The organism is Serratia sp. FGI94 (assembly GCF_000330865.1).
GTDB classification, from domain to species: domain Bacteria; phylum Pseudomonadota; class Gammaproteobacteria; order Enterobacterales; family Enterobacteriaceae; genus Serratia_B; species Serratia_B rubidaea.
This window is the reverse complement of the sequence record NC_020064.1, coordinates 4,380,750-4,397,816: the sequence shown is the minus strand read 5'-3', so window position 1 is coordinate 4,397,816 and position 17,067 is coordinate 4,380,750. Positions and strand designations below refer to the sequence as shown.

Genomic DNA, 17,067 nt, shown 5'->3' with positions numbered 1-17,067 from the left:
ATTCATCCGTACCTCACGCCGAGAGTTAATCGTTTGCCTTGTGCGCGGCCACGAGCTGCCGTGCAGCGCGAGGCGTTGGGAGCAAACGTGGCGGAAACGATTCCGTTCTGTCGGCTGCGGACGTAAAACACTTTCTGCATCAGACGAGCAGTGATTACAGGGGACAGCAACATGTCGAATTCTCAAGCGAATAACGCCGCAACAGCAAAAGGCGGGCTTGACGGTTATTTTAAAATTTCGCAGCGCGGTAGCAGCGTGCGGCAGGAAGTGGTGGCCGGCCTGACCACCTTTTTGGCGATGGTTTATTCGGTGATTGTGGTGCCGAGCATGCTGGGCAAGGCGGGCTTCCCGCCGACCGCGGTGTTCGTCGCCACCTGTCTGGTGGCCGGCTTCGGCTCGCTGCTGATGGGGCTGTGGGCCAACCTGCCGATGGCGATCGGCTGCGCTATCTCGCTGACGGCGTTTACCGCCTTTAGCCTGGTGTTGGGCCAGCAGATCAGCATTCCGGTGGCGCTGGGGGCGGTATGCCTGATGGGGCTGCTGTTTACCGTGATCTCGGTGACCGGCATCCGCTCCTGGATCCTGCGTAACCTGCCGATGGGCGTGGCACACGGCACCGGCATCGGTATCGGCCTGTTCCTGCTGCTGATCGCCGCCAACGGCGTCGGCCTGGTGGTGAAAAACCCGCTGGACGGGCTGCCGGTGGCGCTGGGCGCCTTTACCTCCTTCCCGGTGGTGATGACGCTGCTCGGGCTGGCGGTGATTTTCGGCCTGGAGAAGCTGCGGGTGCCGGGCGGCATTCTGCTGGTGATTATCGCCATCTCCGTTATCGGCCTGATTTTCGACCCGGCGGTGAAGTATCAGGGGCTGTTCGCCATGCCGAGCCTGGCCGATGAGCAGGGTAATTCGCTGATTTTCAGTCTGGATATTATGGGGGCGCTGCAGCCGGTGGTGCTGCCGAGCGTGCTGGCGCTGGTGATGACCGCGGTGTTTGACGCCACCGGCACCATCCGTGCGGTCGCCGGGCAGGCGAACCTGCTGGATAAAGACGGCCAGATCGTCAACGGCGGCAAGGCGCTGACTTCTGACTCGGTCAGCAGCATTTTCTCGGCGCTGGTGGGCGCCGCGCCGGCGGCGGTATACATCGAATCGGCGGCGGGCACCGCCGCCGGCGGTAAAACCGGCCTGACCGCCACCGTGGTGGGGCTGCTGTTCCTGCTGATTCTGTTCCTGTCGCCGCTCTCCTACCTGGTACCGGTGTATGCGACGGCGCCGGCGCTGATGTATGTCGGCCTGCTGATGCTCAGCAACGTCACCAAGCTGGATTTTGACGACTTTGTCGACGCGATGTCCGGCCTGCTGTGCGCGGTGTTTATCGTCCTGACCTGCAATATCGTCACCGGCATTATGCTGGGCTTCAGCGCGCTGGTGATCGGCCGGATCTTCTCCGGCGAATGGCGCAAGCTGAATATCGGCACCGTAGTGATTGCGGTGGCGCTGGTGGCGTTTTACGCCGGCGGCTGGGCCATCTGACGCCTCTGCCGGGGCGCGTTTGGCGCGCCCCGGTTTCAGATAACTCTCCTTAATCTATTTCGCCGTTTTGAAAGGCACAACAAGCTTTCACCGATGTAAAAAAAGTGATCTACTATTTGGCACATACTCTGGCAATACGCCGTTGAGGTCGAAACCGTAGAGTCTAAGGAAAGCATGGAAATCTTTTTTACAATCCTCATTTTAATCCTGGTGGTCTCCCTGTCCGGGGTGGTGACGCGTATGTTGCCGTTCCAGGTGCCGCTCCCGTTAATGCAAATCGCCATCGGTGCGCTGTTGGCCTGGCCGCATTTCGGGCTGCACGTGGACTTTGACCCGGAACTGTTTTTAGTGCTGTTTATCCCGCCGCTGCTGTTTGCCGACGGCTGGAAAACGCCGATGCGCGAGTTTATTCACCACGGCCGTGAGGTGCTCGGGCTGGCGCTGGTGTTGGTGCTGATCACCGTGGTTGGCGTCGGCTATCTGATCTACCTGATGGTGCCGGGCATTCCGCTGGTGGCAGCGTTTGCGCTGGCGGCGGTGCTGTCGCCGACCGATGCCGTGGCGCTGTCCGGCATCGTCGGCAAAGGGCGGATCCCGAAACCGATTATGGGCGTGCTAGAGGGCGAGGCGCTGATGAACGACGCCTCCGGTCTGGTGTCGCTCAAGTTCGCCATCGCGGTGGCGATGGGCACCATGGTGTTCACCGTGGGCGGCGCGACGCTGGAATTCCTCAAGGTGGCGATCGGCGGCCTGCTGGCCGGCGTGGCGGTTACCTGGACCTACAGTAAGTCGCTGCGCGTGATGAGCCGCTGGAGCGGCGACGATCCGGCGACGCAGATCGTCTTCCTGCTGCTGCTGCCGTTTGCCTCTTACCTGATTGCCGAACATATCGGCGTATCGGGGATCCTGGCGGCGGTCGCGGCGGGGATGACCATCAGCCAGTCCGGCGTGATCCGCAATGCGCCGCTGGCGATGCGCCTGCGCGCCAACAGCGTCTGGGCGATGCTGGAGTTCGTGTTTAACGGCATGGTGTTCATCATGTTGGGCCTGCAGCTGCCGGGGATCCTGGAAACTTCGATTCTGCAGGCGGAGCTGGACCCGACGATTCAGACCTGGTACCTGTTTGCCGACGTGGCGATTATCTACGCCGCGCTGCTGCTGCTGCGCTTCACTTGGCTGTGGCTGATGAAGGGCGCCAGCAAGCGACTGCTGAAAAAGCGCCCGCTGCAGTTTGGCAACTACACCACGCGTGAGCTGTGGGTGGCGTCGTTCGCCGGGGTGCGCGGGGCGATTACGCTGGCCGGCGTGCTGTCGATTCCGCTGTTGCTCAGCGACGGCAGCGCCTTCCCGGCGCGTTATCAACTGGTGTTTATCGCCGCCGGGGTGATCCTGCTGTCGTTGATTGTCGGCGTTATCGCGCTGCCGCTGCTGTTGCGCGGCGTGCAGGTGGCGGACCCGAGCGTCAGTAAGGGCGAGGAGCGGATGGCGATTGCGATGGCGGCGGAAGTGGCGATCGAAAGCATCAACAAAATGGAAGAGCGGCTGACGGCGGATACCGAGGAGAATATCGATCCGCAGGTGCTGAAAGAGGTCAGCTCGCGGGTGGTCGGCATGCTGCGCCGCCGGGTCGCCAGCAAGGACGATATTGAGAATGCGCTGGAGCTGGAAAACCTGGAGCGACGCTTCCGCCTGACGGCGCTGCGCGCCGAGCGCGGCGAGCTGTATCACCTGCGCGCGACGCAGAAAATCAGCAATGAGACGCTGCAGAAACTGCTGCACGATCTCGACCTGCTGGAGGCGCTGCTGGTGGAGCGCGAAGGCTAAGAGCCGGAATTAACCGTAAGGGGCTGAAGAAATTCAGCCCTTTTTTATTTCATCATCGACAGGTGGTCGCGGCAGCAGGCGATCCACGCCTGGGCGCTGTGGGACAGATAACTGTCCTGGCGCCAGATCAGCCCGACCTTCCACTCCATCAGCGGTTCCAACGGCAGCCAGATCAGGCTCTCTTTATCCAGCCACTGGCAGACCGGCTCCGGCAGGGCGGCGATGCCGACGCCGGCCTGCACCATCGAGGCCAGAAAGTCCCACTGGCCGCTGCGCACCGCGATGCGCGGCTCCAGCTCGGCGCGGTGGAAGGCCGCCATCAGCATCTTGTACAGCGCGAAATCTTCGTTATAGATCAGCAGCGGCCAGGCGGCCAGCTCCTCCAGGCTGACGCTGCTGCGTCCTTGCCAGTACTGATTGCGCGGCACCACGACGCACATCGGGTGGGTCAGCAGCGGCAGAAAGGTTAGCGGCCGGTCGGCATCGGGCGAGTAGACCGTCATCGCCAGATCCAGCTCGCCCGCCAGCACCCGCTGCTCGCCGGACAGGCCGCCCAGCTCGGAGATGCGCAGCTCAATGCCGGGATAAGCGTGGCGGAAGTGGCGGATTAAACCGGCGATTTGCCGGCCGACCATCGGCGGGATGCCCAGCCGCAGCACGCCTTTTCTCACCGCGCTGATGTCTTCCAGCTCGGCCTCCAGCTGGCGGAACTCATCCAGGATCGCCACGCCGCGCTGATAGACCGCCTGGCCGCTGTCCGTCAGGTGCAGTTTGCGCCCCTCACGGATCAGCAGGGTGCATTCCAGCTCATCTTCCAGATGGCGCAGCATCTTGCTGATGGTCGGCTGGGTGACGAACAGTTTTTCCGCCGCGCGGGTAAAGCTCTGCTGACGCACGACTTCGACAAAGTAGCGTAGGGTACGAACATCCACGATCCGTTCTCCGATAGGCGATACCGGCGGGAAACTATTCCCTTAAGGCATGAAGTTGATAATTTTAATTCATTTCAGGGCTGGTTTCCCGACTGCGTATACTGTAACCCGTCATTTTTTTGCTTGAGGCCGCTCTCCATGTCCCTGGCGTTACGTCGTGCTGCGCCATCCCTGCTGGCCCGCCTGCAGGTTCCCGTTCAGGTTGTGTTGTACGCGCTGCTGTTCTTGCTGGCCGACCGGCTGGTGGCGCAGTTCCATTTACCGTTGCCCGCCAATATTGTCGGCATGCTGATGCTGCTGGCGTTGATTGTGCTGCGCGTGCTGCCGCTGAGCTGGGTGCGGGCCGGCGCGCGCTGGCTGCTGGCGGAGATGCTGCTGTTCTTCGTGCCGGCGGTGGTGGCGGTGGTCAACTATGCGCAGCTGCTGATGGTGGAGGGCTGGAAGATTTTTCTGGTGATTGCCGTTAGCACCATGCTGACGCTGGGGGCCACTGGACTGGTGGTGGATCGCGTCTATCGCTTCGAACTTTGGCTGCAGCGGCGTAAGCATCATGAATGATTTTCTCCTCAGCCTGCTCTGTCTGGCCGCCACGCTGGCGCTCTACTTCGCCAATAAGCGGCTCTATCGCCGTCGCCGCAGTCTGCTGCTGATGCCGCTGGTGCTGACGCCGATGATTCTGGTGCTGCTGCTGGTGGTGACGCATATTTCCTACCGCGACTATCTGGGGGAGACCCACTGGCTGCTGTGGCTGCTCGGCCCGGCGACCATCGCCTTTGCGGTGCCGGTGTATGAGAACCTGCACATTATCCGCCGTCACTGGCTGTCGCTCAGCGCCGGGGTGATCACGGCGGTATGCGTGGCGGTGTACAGCTCGGTCTGGCTGGCGCGTCTGCTGACGCTGTCTGAAGAGGTGCAGCGCAGTCTGGCGGTGCGTTCGATCACCACGCCGTTCGCGCTGGAGGCGGCCAAGCAGATGGGCGGCCAGCCGGATCTGGTGGCGCTGTTTGTGGTGATCACCGGGGTGTTCGGCATGGCGGTGGGGGATATCCTGTTTTTACGTCTGTCGGTACGCAGTGGCCTGGCGAAGGGCGCCGGGCTGGGGGCGTCGTCACATGGCGCGGGTACCGCGCGCGCCTATGAGATGGGGCAGGAAGAGGGCGTGGTATCCAGCCTGGTGATGATGCTGGCCGGCATCATTACCGTGCTGGCCGCGCCGCTGATTGGCCTGTGGATGTGGTAATTTTGTGTTAGCCATGGCGGTCGCTGCTGATGACGGTACGCCATAGCAAAAGTTTTAGTACAGCGACGGTGCGCCGGTCGGGCGGGTCTTAAAGCGGCGGTGCAGCCACATATACTGCTCCGGCGCGCGCATAATCTCTTTTTCCACCACCTTGTTCATATAGGCGGCGGCGGCCATTTCGTCGGTCAGCGGGTAGTCTTCCAGCGCCGGCTGGATCAGCAGGTCGTAGCCGGCGCCGTTTTCACGCCGAATCAGCACGACCGGCACCAGCGCCGGCTGCGCCATGCGCGCCAGCATAAAGGTGCCGCTGGTGGTGGCGGCCTGATCGACGGCAAACAGCGGCGCAAACACGCTGCCGCGCGGGCCGTAATCCTGGTCGGGGGCGAACCATACCGCTTCGCCGCCTTTCAGCGCCTGCACCATGCCGCGCAGGTTTTTGCGGTCAAGCATCGCCTTGTTGGAGCGCATACGGCCTTTGGTCTGCGCCCACTCCATCGCCTTGTTATTGTGCGGGCGATACATCGCCATCACCGGCTGGCACAGGCCCATTGCCCGGCCGCCCAACTCCAGCGACATAAAGTGCACGCCAATTACCAGCACGCCGCGGCCGTTCTGCTGCGCCATCTTCAGGTGGTTGATGCCGGAGACGTTAAACCAGCGTTTGACGCGCTTATCCGGCCAGAACCAGGCGATGCCGGTTTCCAGCAGCCCCATGCCGAGGGATTCAAAATTGCTGACCACTTTGCGCTCGCGCTGGGCGGCGTCCATATCCGGGAAGCACAGCTCCAGGTTGCGGCGGGTGATGGTGACGCGGCGTTTCAAAAAGCGCATCGAGGTGCGGCCCATCCATACGCCGAGCTTATGCAGCAGCGGGTAGGGTAATTGCACCAGCAGGAACAGCACCGCCAGGCCAAACCAGGTCAGCCAGTAGCGGGGGTGCAGCAGGGCGCGTTGGAATTCTTGCGGACGATTCATAGTCACTCATTTATGCATTAAGGGTAAGAAACCTGTAACGCATAAAGAAGCCACTCAATAGCGATACAATGACTCAGACACTGAGTTGTGGTTATCGTTTAGTCAGGCGTTGAAATTGACTAAAACTTTACATTCGAAGGGCGAATCGCGCTGCGCATCGGTCGGAAACGCCGTGACCGCGGCAATTTGAGGGGCTCTAGGAATGCAGATTGTACCATACCCTACGGCAGTAAACAGATGAGGGGGATGCGAAAAATCCTATTTAGCCGGCGTTCTGCATGCCTCGCCTGAGCGAGGATTCTCCGTGTATGCCGGCGGGTTTTCCGTAGTATTGCCAAGTGTTAACAGCGGCATAAAGGGAGTCGGTATGGCAACGGAAGATGGTGTGAACATCGTACGAGGGGAATACGCTTTGACGTTTTCCACGGCCTGCCTGCCCCACGTGTTGAGAGCGCACCATGAAAATAATGGGTAACTTTACGCCCTGAAAGTTACCGGCAAAGAAAAAGGCGCTTATCGAATGAGATAAAGCGCCTTTTTTCAACACGTTAACTGACTAGTATCAGTTCATGCCGTATTTTTTCAGTTTCTTGCGCAGCGTACCGCGGTTGATGCCCATCATCAGGGCTGCACGGGTCTGGTTGCCACGGGTGTATTGCATCACCATGTCCAACAGTGGCTGTTCAACTTCAGCCAGTACCAGCTCATACAGGTCATTCACATCTTGACCGTTCAGTTGAGCAAAATAGTTCTTCAGTGCTTGTTTAACCGAGTCACGCAGAGGCTTTTGAGTCACTTGATCCTGTGAGTTTACGGTAGAAACGGTCAGTACGTCAGAATTTACGCGTTGTTCGAACATAGTTCTGTCAGCTCTTTTTTTACGCTAGATTTTCGAAATATGCCTCCAACGCCTCCAGCTGTTCGCTGGCATCCTCTATGGCGTTGAATGTGCGCCGAAACTGGTCATTCGGGGCATGCTCCTGGAGATACCAGGATACGTGCTTACGAGCAATTCGGAATCCCTTGCCTTGGCCGTAAAAGCCGTGCAATTCCCGGATATGCCCGATCAACAAGCGCTTCACCTCGCCAAGCGGCAACGGCGGCAGCAGCTCCCCTGTGTCCAGATAATGCTGGATTTCCCGGAAGATCCAGGGTCTCCCCTGAGCAGCGCGGCCTATCATCAGGGCGTCGGCCCCGGTGTAGTCGAGCACTGCTCTGGCTTTATGCGGGTCAGTAATATCCCCATTCGCAATAATCGGAATGGAAACGTTCTGCTTAACTGCCCGAATGCTGTCGTATTCCGCGTCGCCGTTAAACAGGCAGGCGCGGGTTCGGCCATGAATCGTCAGGGCCTGAATACCACAGTCTTCGGCCAATTGGGCAATCTCTACACAGTTACGGTGTTCCGGCGCCCAGCCGGTACGGATTTTCAGCGTCACCGGCACATCCACGGCGTTAACCACCGCCAGGAGGATCTGTTTAACCAGATCCGGGTACTGCAGCAAGGCAGACCCTGCAAGTTTCCGGTTCACCTTTTTAGCCGGGCAACCCATATTGATGTCGATGATCTGTGCACCGCCGGCGACGTTAATCTGCGCGGCGGCGGCCATATCATCCGGAACGCTGCCGGCGATTTGCACGGAGCGAATCCCAGGTTCATCGCTATGAACCATACGCAGACGCGACTTATCCGTCCGCCACACCTCCGGGTTGGAGGAGAGCATTTCGGATACAGCCATCCCAGCCCCCATTGCATGACACAAGGTTCTGAATGGGCGATCTGTAATGCCGGCCATCGGGGCCGCAATCAGGCAATTTGTTAACTGGTGGTGTCCAATGCGCATAGACAAAGAATGACCGTACTGTGTCCGCAAGGGCGCGTATATTACGCATTTTTTCGCCGAGATGAAAGGCCAAACTTTGACCAATTTGCGGCGATCGGGCGCTTAAAATGCGCATCCCGGCGGTGTGTAAAAATATTATATAGAATTAACAATAACTTGACCGATTGTGCTGATTTTATGTTCAGGAAAATAATCGTCGGGCAACAGGATATTATCTCTAAATGAGACGTATTTTTATCGCGATCGGCTGGCATTACCGCGCTTTGCGCGCGCATTATCGCGATTTTCGGCTGAAAAACCATCAATCAACCAGATGGATATGTGAGCGATTATAACGCGCCTAACGGGCATGACGGGGCCGTCGGGAAAAAGGTGAGGGGATGTGTGCCTGAATGCGTCAGCGTCCGCTGACGGCGGCGTGAGGCGCAGATAACGGCAGCGTCGCGGCGATGCCTGGCGGCAATACCAACCCGCCGACGGGCGGCGGGTCTTCAGACGCAGTTAGCGGCGGCGGCCGGTAATGCGGCACCACTCTTCGCGTTCGGCGACCGGGTCCAGATCGAACAGCGGCTGATAGGCCTCCGCCACGCTCTCCGCCTGGGTGGCCAGCACGCCGGACAGGCCGAGGTCGCCGCCGGATTTCGGCAGGCAGCTAATCAGCGGCGCCAGTTCACGCAGCGGGCCGGCCAGAATATTGGCCACCACCACGTCAGCCTGCAGCCCGGCTGGCTGATCCTGCGGCAGATACAGCTCCAGACGCTCAGAGACGCCGTTGCGCTCCGCGTTGTCGCGGCTGGCCTGAATCGCCTGCGGGTCGATATCGATGCCGATGGCGCGCGCTGCGCCGAGCTTCAGCGCGGCAATCGCCAGAATGCCGGAGCCGCAGCCGAAATCAATCACGGTTTTGCCGGCCAGGTCGAGGCCGTCCAGCCACTGCAGGCACAGCGAGGTGGTCGGGTGCGTGCCGGTGCCGAAGGCCAGGCCCGGGTCCAGCATCACGTTGACCGCGTCCGGGTCGGGCACGTCGCGCCAGCTCGGGCAGATCCACAGGCGCTCGCCGAAGCGCATCGGGTGGAAGTTATCCATCCATTCGCGCTCCCAGTCCTTATCTTCCAACTGTTCGATTTTGTGGCGGAAGCCGGCGCCCAGCAGCGGGTGCTGCTCCAGCATGGCGACCACTTCGGCCATATCGGTTTCCGCGTCGTACAGGCCGATTACATCGGTGTCGCCCCACAGCAGGGTTTCGCCGGGCAGCGGCTCGAACACTGGGTTGTCGTGGGTGTCCTGAAAGGTCACCGAGACCGCGCCGCTTTCAACCAGCGCATCGCTCAGCGCTTCCGCCTGGCTGCCGGTGGTGTTCAGTTTTAGTTGGATCCAAGGCATAACAATTCTCTTTAGGAAGATAAAGATGACGCCGGACGGCGTTTTTCGCCGACCAGGTTACCGATATAAAACGCCAGCAGGCTGATCAGCAGCGCGGGCACGATGGGGTGCAGGCCTGCGAGCTGCAGATTGAAGCTGGCTAATAGCGTATAGCATACCGCACCTGCCGCCATTGAGCTAAGGGCGCCCTGCGCATTGGCGCGCTGCCAGTACAGGCCCAACACCAGCGGCCACAGGAATACCGCCTCCAGGCCGCCGAAGGCCAGCAGGTTCAGCCAGATGATCATTTCCGGCGGCCGCCAGGCGGCCAGCAGCACCAATAATCCAAGCACCAGTGTGGTCAGGCTGGAGAAGCGTTTGATCATCTTCTCGTTCTGCTGCTGTTGCGGGCGGACGCCAAGATACAGATCCTTGATGATGGTGGCGGAGGACTGTAGCAGCTGCGCGTTGATGGTCGACATAATGGCCGCCATCGGCGCGGCCAGGAAGATACCGGCGGCGTATGGCGGCAAGACGGTGACCATCAGCGTCGGGATCACCCGATCCGGCACGTTGAGATCCGGCAGTACGGCGCGACCCAGCGCGCCGGCTAGGTGCATGCCGAACATCAGCAGCGCCACGACGATGGTGCCGAGCACGATGCCGCGGTGCACCGCCTTGCTGTCCTTATAGGAGATGCAGCGCACGGCGGTGTGCGGCAGGCCGATAACGCCGAAGCACACCAGGATCCAGAACGACGCCATAAAGGGCAGGCTGAGGATCTGCTCGCCGCCCTGCGGCGATACCAGCGCCGGGTCGATCTGCTGCAGTTTATCGACGGCCGCGTGCAGGCCGCCGGCGGCATGGATCACGCCGGCCAGCAGCAGCGCGGTGCCCAGCAGCATCACCAGCCCCTGCATGGCGTCATTGAGCACGCTGGCGCGAAAGCCGCCGAAGGCGGTGTACAGCGCGATACTGACGCCAAAAATCAGCAGGCCGCTGTCGTACGGAACGCCCGCGGCGGTTTCCAGCAGGCGGGCGCCGCCGATAAACTGCACCGTCATGGCGCCGAGGAAGGCCACCAGCAGGCTCAGGCTGGCCAGCCACACCAGCAGGCGGCTTTGGTAACGGGCGAACAGCATATCGTTGAGGGTGATGGCGTTATAGCGTCGCGCCAGGATAGCGAATTTTTTCCCGAGCACGCCCAGCGACAGCCAGACCGCCGGCAGCTGGATCATCGCCAGCAGCACCCAGCCGAGGCCGTATTTGTAGGCGGCGCCGGGGCCGCCGATAAACGAACTGGCGCTGATGTAGGTGGCGGTCAGGGTCATCGCCAGCACAAAGCCGCCCATTGAGCGGTTGCCGAGGAAATACTCGCTGAGGAAATTGCCGCTCTGCCGGCGGCGATAGGCGTAGACCGACAGGCCGAACACCAGCAGCAGATAGGCGACTAGCGGTACGATCACTTCAGTTTGCATCGTGGTCCTCCAGCGGAATATCGCGGAAGATGACGCGCACCATCAGCCAGCACAGGATAATAAACAGCAGCGGGATCAGCAGGCAGGCCATTTCAAACCAGTGCGGCAGGCCGGTGACGCCGATTTGGCTGTCCGGCAGGTAGGCGGCCAGCGCCCAGGCCAGCACGTAGCAGAGGGTCAGACCCAGCGCCCAGCGCGCTTCGCGATGAGCCTGAATAAAGCGTTTTTCCATCCGTTTCTCCCCCTCTTGTCCAGACATTAGCGCGCATAGCGGCGGCGTGACATGCATCGACAGAGGTTTATGGCTATGGATTTACCAGAGGAAGGGGATTTTACGACAAGCACGGCGTTTGCCAAGCGGTTAAGTCGCGAAAAGAAAAGGGCCGGTGGATCACCGGCCCTGATCGGGTGACGTCTGAGGCTAAAGCGCGCGTTACTGCAGGCCCAGCTTCTTCTCCAGATAGTGGATGTTGGTGCCACCATGCTGGAAGTTTTCGTCATTCATGATTTTTTGCTGCAGCTCAACGTTGGTTTTAATCCCGTCGATGATCAGTTCAGCCAACGCATTTTTCATGCGGGCAATCGCCACGTCACGGTTTTCACCGTAGGTGATCAGCTTGCCAATCATGGAGTCATAGTACGGCGGCACGCTGTAGCCGGCGTAGATATGCGATTCCCAACGCACGCCGAAACCGCCTGGCGCGTGGAAGCGGGTGATCTTGCCCGGGCTTGGCAGGAAGGTGTTCGGGTCTTCGGCGTTGATACGGCACTCTACCGCGTGGCCCTGAACCCGCACTTCTTCCTGTTTGATCGACAGCGGCTGACCGGCAGCGATGCGCAACTGCTCTTTGATCAGGTCCACGCCGGTGATCATTTCGGTAACCGGGTGTTCCACCTGAATACGGGTGTTCATTTCAATGAAATAGAACTCGCCGTTTTCGAACAGGAACTCGAAGGTACCCGCACCGCGGTAGCCGATATCCACACAGGCTTTGGAGCAGCGCTCGCCGATATAGCGGCGCAGTTCCGGCGTGATGCCCGGTGCCGGCGCTTCTTCCACTACTTTCTGGTGACGACGCTGCATCGAGCAGTCGCGCTCGGCCAGATAGATGGCGTTGCCCTGGCCGTCGGCCAATACCTGGATCTCGATATGGCGTGGGTTTTCCAGGTATTTTTCCATGTACACCATGTCGTTGTTGAAGGCCGCCTTGGCCTCCGCCTTCGTCATGTTGATGGACTGTTCGAGCTCCTTATCGCTGCGCACAACGCGCATGCCGCGGCCGCCGCCGCCGCCGGACGCCTTGATAATTACCGGGTAGCCGATGCGTTTGGCAAAGGCGCGGTTCTTATCCATATCTTCGGTCAGCGGGCCGTCGGAGCCGGGTACGCAAGGCACGCCGGCTTTCTTCATGGCGTTGATGGCGGAAACCTTGTCGCCCATCAGGCGAATGGTGTCCGCTTTCGGGCCGATAAAGATAAAGCCGGAACGCTCGACCTGCTCGGCGAAGTCGGCGTTTTCCGACAGGAAGCCGTAGCCAGGGTGAATGGCCACCGCGCCGGTGATCTCCGCCGCTGCGATGATCGCCGGGATGTTCAGATAGCTTTTGACTGACGGCGCAGGACCGATGCACACGGTCTCGTCGGCCAGCAGTACGTGTTTCAGATCGCGATCCGCCGCCGAGTGTACGGCCACGGTCTTGATGCCCAGTTCTTTACAGGCACGCAGGATACGAAGCGCGATCTCGCCGCGGTTGGCGATAACAATTTTATCAAGCATGGTGCGCCTCGTTATTCGATGACGACCAGTGGCTCGTCATATTCAACCGGTTGACCGTTTTCCACCAGGATGGCTTTCACCACGCCGGATTTGTCGGCTTCGATCTGGTTCATCATTTTCATGGCTTCAACGATGCACAGCGTGTCGCCGGCGTTGACTTTCTGGCCTACTTCCACGAAGGCTTTCGCATCCGGGCTTGGGGTGCGGTAGAAGGTGCCTACCATTGGGGAACGCACGACATGGCCACTCACGGCTGCGGCAGCGGCAGGCGCTTCGGCTTCGGCGGCAGCAACGGCGGTGGCCAGCGCTGGAGCCGGCTGTGCCGGTGCGGCATAGGCCTGCTGCATCACTGGGTAAGCCTGCGCCGGCGCGGCGCGGCTGATGCGCACTGACTCTTCGCCCTCAGCAATTTCCAGTTCAGAAATACCTGATTCTTCAACCAGTTCGATCAGCTTCTTGATTTTACGAATATCCATGAGTGTGATTCCGTACTCTTTTTGTGGAGCAATTAGTGGGTTTTTGACAGACGATTAACCGCTGCCTGTAAAGCAAATGTGTAACCTTCCGCGCCGAGTCCGCAGATCACGCCTACCGCAATATCAGACAGATAGGAGTGATGGCGGAAAGGCTCGCGGGCATGCACGTTGGACAGGTGGATCTCGATAAACGGGATTTGCACCGCCAACAGCGCATCGCGCAGCGCCACGCTGGTATGGGTGAACGCCGCCGGGTTAATCAGAATGAAATCTGTGTTGCCGCGCGCCTGATGAATGCGGTCGATCAGCGCGTGTTCGGCATTGGACTGCAGATGGCTCAGGGCAACGCCCAGCGCGGAGGCCTGATGCTCTAATCCGCTAACGATCTCCGCCAGCGTCGTGCTGCCGTATTTCTCCGGCTCGCGGGTCCCCAGCAGGTTCAGATTAGGGCCATTCAGGAGCAAAATGTGAGACTTGTCCGCCATTGTGCTGGTATCTCCGGCAATAAAACCATCATCGTTCAACATAACCCGATGTTACCGATTTGTCACCTTTTTCGGGCAAAAATCACGCTGTCCTTCAGGACAAGGTCGGGCATTATAACGATATCGTAGCAATTCGCAGCTAAATACTGGTCTTATCAGCGAAGATATTCAACCCCTAATTGGTCAGGTTTACCCGCTTCTGTGAGATCGTGCAGGGCGGAAGATGGCGGTTTCTACCGCAACCAGGCGCGGAATTTCGGGTAACGCCACGCTAACAGCAGCACTGCCAACAGGGCGTAGATCAGCGGCTGGGGAGAAATGATTTTTACCGACCAAAGGTAGTGTATCGGCGTCAGAATCGCCACCAGATAGACGAAATTGTGCAGACGCTGCCAGTTTTTACCCAGTTTGCGCATCGCCCGCTGGGTTGAGGTTGCCGCCAGCGCCAGCAATAGCAGCCAGCTGACGATGCCAAGCGTCAGGTAGGGGCGTTCGACCAGCTCGCGGCCGAGCAGCGCGATATTGTTCAGCCCCAGTTCCAACGTGGCGTAGCTGATCAGATGCAGCGTTGCCCAGGCAAAGCACCACAGCCCCAGCAGCCGGCGGCAGCGCATCAGCATCGCCTGGCGGCTGTAGCGGGCCAGCGGGGCGACCAGCAGGGTGACCAGCAGTAGCTTGAGCGCCATGCGCCCAGTAAAGTGCTGGATGTCCTTGGCCGGGTCGGCGCTCAGCCAGCCCTGGTCGATCGCCAGCACCAGCCACGGCAGCGGCAGGAAGGCGGCCAGATGGATCACGGCTTTCAGCCATTTGATATGCACAGGTTTTAAACGCACTCAGAAATTCTCCCGCAGGTTCATGCCGCGATACAGCGAAGCGACCCGATCGCCATAGCCGTTAAACAGCAGCGTGGGCTGACGTTTCACATCCAGAATGCCGCCGGCGCCGATAAAGCGCTCGCTGGCCTGCGACCAGCGCGGGTGATCGACCTGCGGATTGACGTTGGCGTAAAAGCCGTATTCATTCGGCGCCGACAGGTTCCAGGTGGTTGGCGGCTGGTTGCGGGTCAGGCGGATATGCACGATGGACTTGATGCCCTTAAAGCCGTATTTCCACGGGGTAATCAGCCGCAGCGGCGCACCGTTCTGCGGCGGCAGCGTTTTGCCGTACACGCCCACCGTCAGCAGCGCCAGTGGGTGCATGGCTTCGTCCAGGCGCAGGCCTTCCACGTACGGATACTGCAGGCCACCGCCGATAAAGCGGTCTTTCTGCCCCGGCATCTGCTCAGGGTCATAGAGCGTCTGGAAGGCGACAAAGCGCGCGTTGCCGTTCGGCTCGGCCAGCTTCAGCAGCTTGCCCAGCTCAAAACCGATCCACGGCACCACCATCGACCAGGCTTCTACGCAGCGCATCCGATAAATGCGCTGCTCCAGCGGGAAACGTTTCATCAAATCGTCGATATCGAGCGTCAGCGGCTTGGCGACCTCGCCGTCGATGCGCACCTTCCAACCTTCGGTTTTCAGGCCGCCGGCGTTGGCGGCCGGGTCGGCCTTATCCAGCCCGAATTCGTAGAAGTTGTTATAGCCGGTGACCTTGTCTTCCGGCGTCAGCGTCAGTTTGTCCTGCCACTGCGGCGGTCGGCTGAATTCCAGCGCTTTGCCCGGCGGCGCTTTGGGGCGGTCGTTGCCTTTAAACCATGACAGCAGATCGGCCTGGGCGCTGAGCGGCAGCGCCAGCGACGCGGCGCCGATCCCCAATGCCTGCAGCACTTTTCTGCGCTGCTGGAACACGCTTTCCGGCGTGACGTCAGCTTCGGTTAGCTGATGGTTTTTTTTCATTAGCCTGTCCTCCACGGTGATGCCTTAAGCATGGCGTGAAAGCAGGCCGGAAGCGAGATGCGGCGGGAAAATATGAAATTTCGCAGAACGGGGCGGGTGCGGTGACGCGCACCCGCGGGACGGTGTCAGCGGATTTTCACCAGCGTGCGCCCGGTGATTTTATTGTCGAGCAGGTCGCGGGCGGCGGCGGGCGCCTGTTCCAGAGTGATTTCCTGCGTGGCCTGCTGATAAAAACTGTCCGGCAGGATGCCGGCCAGACGCTCCCAGGCGGTCTGACGCTGATGCAGCGGCGTGTGGACGGAGTCGACCCCCTGCAGACGCACGTTGCGCAGGATAAACGGCATCACGGTAGTCGGCAGCTGGTAGCCGCCGGCCAGCCCGCAGGCGGCGACGGTGCCGTTATAGTTCATCTGCGCCAGCACGCCGGCCAGCAGTTTGTCGCCGACGGTGTCGACGGCGCCGGCCCAGCGCTGTTTTTCCAGCGGACGCGGCGCTTCGAGATAGTCGCTGCGCGGCAGCACCTCTTTGGCGCCCAGCGCTTTCAGGTAGTCGGTATTGCTGTCGCGGCCGCTGATGGCGGTCACCCGGTAACCGAGCGCCGACAGCACGGCGACGGCGGTGCTGCCGACCCCGCCGCTGGCGCCGGTCACCAGCACGTCGCCGTCATCCGGGCGTACGCCGCCGTCTTCCAGCGCCATCACGCACAGCATGGCGGTCAGGCCGGCGGTGCCGATGATCATCGCCTGACGCTCATCAAGCCCTTTCGGTAGCGGCACCAGCCACTCGCCGGTGACGCGCGCCTGCTCCGCCAGGCCGCCCCAGTGGTTTTCCCCGACGCCCCAGCCGGTCAGCACCACGCTTTGTCCTTCGCTGAAGCGCGGATCCTTGCTGCTGTGCACCGTGCCGGCGAAATCAATGCCCGGCACCATCGGGAAGTGGCGAACGATTTTGCCCCTGCCGGTAATGGCCAGTGCATCTTTATAGTTGAGGCTGGACCAGTTCACATCGACCGTAACGTCGCCTTCCGGCAGACGGCCGCCGTCGATATCCTGCACCTGGCTGATGATTTGCTCGCCGTGTTGTTCCAATAATAATGCGCGCATGTCACTGTCCTCTTGTTTACCTCGGTTGATCGGCATGTCGCCGAGTCATGACCTCAATCATAAAGATTGCGAGAATAATTCATTAAAGTGATGTTTAAATCCTACTTATTTGACTATATGCATAATAGGTAAGTGATGCTCTGATAAAGAACAAAAAATTACCGTTTAAAGGTTCCTTTCCACGGCGAGGCTTGGTAGCTTGG

17 protein-coding genes are annotated in these 17,067 nt (G+C 60.2%); 4 read left to right on the top strand and 13 right to left on the bottom strand.

Translation table 11 applies throughout. From position 1 onward, the window contains the following. Positions 1-171: 171 nt before the first annotated feature. Together D781_RS20045 and D781_RS20040 are read left to right on the top strand one after the other, a co-directional pair. The gene (locus D781_RS20045) at positions 172-1,533 is read left to right on the top strand and encodes an NCS2 family permease (protein WP_015962059.1); all 1,362 of its coding nucleotides are present in this window, start codon (positions 172-174) and stop codon (positions 1,531-1,533) included. A 174-nt stretch (positions 1,534-1,707) separates the two neighbouring features. Continuing rightward, positions 1,708-3,357, top strand: a complete 1,650-nt coding sequence (locus D781_RS20040; RefSeq protein WP_015962058.1) for a Na+/H+ antiporter — start codon at positions 1,708-1,710, stop codon at positions 3,355-3,357. Between the two features lie 44 nt (positions 3,358-3,401). On the opposite strand, the gene D781_RS20035 is transcribed toward D781_RS20040, so the two are convergent. Then, positions 3,402-4,289, bottom strand: a complete 888-nt coding sequence (locus D781_RS20035; protein WP_015962057.1) for a LysR family transcriptional regulator — start codon at positions 4,287-4,289, stop codon at positions 3,402-3,404. 138 nt (positions 4,290-4,427) lie between these two features. Between D781_RS20035 and D781_RS20030 the strand changes: the two genes are divergently transcribed. Further along, the gene (locus tag D781_RS20030) at positions 4,428-4,847 is read left to right on the top strand and encodes a CidA/LrgA family protein (RefSeq protein WP_015962056.1); all 420 of its coding nucleotides are present in this window, start codon (positions 4,428-4,430) and stop codon (positions 4,845-4,847) included. Continuing rightward, a complete protein-coding gene (locus D781_RS20025) occupies positions 4,840-5,529 on the top strand; it encodes an LrgB family protein (RefSeq protein ID WP_015962055.1) in 690 nt (229 codons plus the stop codon). Before D781_RS20030 ends, D781_RS20025 begins: the two co-directional genes overlap by 8 nt. A 54-nt stretch (positions 5,530-5,583) precedes the next feature. On the opposite strand, the gene lpxP is transcribed toward D781_RS20025, so the two are convergent. The 12 genes from lpxP to D781_RS19965 all read right to left on the bottom strand — a co-directional run bounded on the left by lpxP (position 5,584) and on the right by D781_RS19965 (position 16,864). Then, positions 5,584-6,504 carry a kdo(2)-lipid IV(A) palmitoleoyltransferase gene (lpxP, locus tag D781_RS20020; protein WP_015962054.1) on the bottom strand — a complete coding sequence of 307 codons (921 nt, stop codon included), beginning with the start codon at positions 6,502-6,504 and terminating at the stop codon, positions 5,584-5,586. A 562-nt stretch (positions 6,505-7,066) separates the two neighbouring features. Then, the gene (gene fis, locus D781_RS20015) at positions 7,067-7,363 is read right to left on the bottom strand and encodes a DNA-binding transcriptional regulator Fis (RefSeq protein WP_000462905.1); all 297 of its coding nucleotides are present in this window, start codon (positions 7,361-7,363) and stop codon (positions 7,067-7,069) included. A 19-nt stretch (positions 7,364-7,382) separates the two neighbouring features. After that, positions 7,383-8,348 carry a tRNA dihydrouridine synthase DusB gene (gene dusB / locus D781_RS20010; protein WP_015962053.1) on the bottom strand — a complete coding sequence of 322 codons (966 nt, stop codon included), beginning with the start codon at positions 8,346-8,348 and terminating at the stop codon, positions 7,383-7,385. 501 nt (positions 8,349-8,849) lie between these two features. Then, positions 8,850-9,731 carry a 50S ribosomal protein L11 methyltransferase gene (gene prmA / locus D781_RS20005; RefSeq protein WP_015962052.1) on the bottom strand — a complete coding sequence of 294 codons (882 nt, stop codon included), beginning with the start codon at positions 9,729-9,731 and terminating at the stop codon, positions 8,850-8,852. A gap of 11 nt (positions 9,732-9,742) precedes the next feature. Next, entirely contained in the window at positions 9,743-11,188 is a 1,446-nt protein-coding gene (gene panF, locus D781_RS20000; RefSeq protein ID WP_015962051.1) for a sodium/pantothenate symporter, read from the bottom strand. Continuing rightward, a complete protein-coding gene (locus D781_RS19995; protein WP_015962050.1) occupies positions 11,178-11,420 on the bottom strand; it encodes a YhdT family protein in 243 nt (80 codons plus the stop codon). The genes panF and D781_RS19995 overlap by 11 nt, the downstream gene beginning before the upstream one ends. Before the next feature lie 201 nt (positions 11,421-11,621). Further along, positions 11,622-12,965, bottom strand: a complete 1,344-nt coding sequence (gene accC / locus D781_RS19990) for an acetyl-CoA carboxylase biotin carboxylase subunit (RefSeq protein ID WP_015962049.1) — start codon at positions 12,963-12,965, stop codon at positions 11,622-11,624. 11 nt (positions 12,966-12,976) lie between these two features. Next, entirely contained in the window at positions 12,977-13,441 is a 465-nt protein-coding gene (gene accB, locus D781_RS19985) for an acetyl-CoA carboxylase biotin carboxyl carrier protein (RefSeq protein ID WP_015962048.1), read from the bottom strand. A 32-nt stretch (positions 13,442-13,473) separates the two neighbouring features. Then, a complete protein-coding gene (gene aroQ, locus D781_RS19980; protein ID WP_015962047.1) occupies positions 13,474-13,926 on the bottom strand; it encodes a type II 3-dehydroquinate dehydratase in 453 nt (150 codons plus the stop codon). 233 nt (positions 13,927-14,159) lie between these two features. Further along, the gene (msrQ, locus tag D781_RS19975) at positions 14,160-14,759 is read right to left on the bottom strand and encodes a protein-methionine-sulfoxide reductase heme-binding subunit MsrQ (protein WP_015962046.1); all 600 of its coding nucleotides are present in this window, start codon (positions 14,757-14,759) and stop codon (positions 14,160-14,162) included. Further along, entirely contained in the window at positions 14,760-15,761 is a 1,002-nt protein-coding gene (msrP, locus tag D781_RS19970) for a protein-methionine-sulfoxide reductase catalytic subunit MsrP (RefSeq protein ID WP_015962045.1), read from the bottom strand. It lies immediately after the preceding gene. A 125-nt stretch (positions 15,762-15,886) separates the two neighbouring features. Beyond that, positions 15,887-16,864, bottom strand: coding sequence for an MDR family oxidoreductase (locus tag D781_RS19965; protein WP_015962044.1), 978 nt, complete (start codon positions 16,862-16,864; stop codon positions 15,887-15,889). Positions 16,865-17,067 lie beyond the last annotated feature (203 nt).

Excerpts from the sequence above, each read along its gene's own strand:
- D781_RS20045 (WP_015962059.1), top strand. The coding sequence starts at position 172 with ATGTCGAATTCTCAAGCGAATAACGCCGCAACAGCAAAAGGCGGGCTT.
- D781_RS20040 (WP_015962058.1), top strand. The coding sequence starts at position 1,708 with ATGGAAATCTTTTTTACAATCCTCATTTTAATCCTGGTGGTCTCCCTG.
- D781_RS20030 (WP_015962056.1), top strand. The coding sequence starts at position 4,428 with ATGTCCCTGGCGTTACGTCGTGCTGCGCCATCCCTGCTGGCCCGCCTG.
- D781_RS20025 (WP_015962055.1), top strand. The coding sequence starts at position 4,840 with ATGAATGATTTTCTCCTCAGCCTGCTCTGTCTGGCCGCCACGCTGGCG.
- lpxP (WP_015962054.1), bottom strand. The coding sequence starts at position 6,504 with ATGAATCGTCCGCAAGAATTCCAACGCGCCCTGCTGCACCCCCGCTAC.
- fis (WP_000462905.1), bottom strand. The coding sequence starts at position 7,363 with ATGTTCGAACAACGCGTAAATTCTGACGTACTGACCGTTTCTACCGTA.
- dusB (WP_015962053.1), bottom strand. The coding sequence starts at position 8,348 with ATGCGCATTGGACACCACCAGTTAACAAATTGCCTGATTGCGGCCCCG.
- prmA (WP_015962052.1), bottom strand. The coding sequence starts at position 9,731 with ATGCCTTGGATCCAACTAAAACTGAACACCACCGGCAGCCAGGCGGAA.
- panF (WP_015962051.1), bottom strand. The coding sequence starts at position 11,188 with ATGCAAACTGAAGTGATCGTACCGCTAGTCGCCTATCTGCTGCTGGTG.
- D781_RS19995 (WP_015962050.1), bottom strand. The coding sequence starts at position 11,420 with ATGGAAAAACGCTTTATTCAGGCTCATCGCGAAGCGCGCTGGGCGCTG.
- accC (WP_015962049.1), bottom strand. The coding sequence starts at position 12,965 with ATGCTTGATAAAATTGTTATCGCCAACCGCGGCGAGATCGCGCTTCGT.
- accB (WP_015962048.1), bottom strand. The coding sequence starts at position 13,441 with ATGGATATTCGTAAAATCAAGAAGCTGATCGAACTGGTTGAAGAATCA.
- aroQ (WP_015962047.1), bottom strand. The coding sequence starts at position 13,926 with ATGGCGGACAAGTCTCACATTTTGCTCCTGAATGGCCCTAATCTGAAC.
- msrP (WP_015962045.1), bottom strand. The coding sequence starts at position 15,761 with ATGAAAAAAAACCATCAGCTAACCGAAGCTGACGTCACGCCGGAAAGC.
- D781_RS19965 (WP_015962044.1), bottom strand. The coding sequence starts at position 16,864 with ATGCGCGCATTATTATTGGAACAACACGGCGAGCAAATCATCAGCCAG.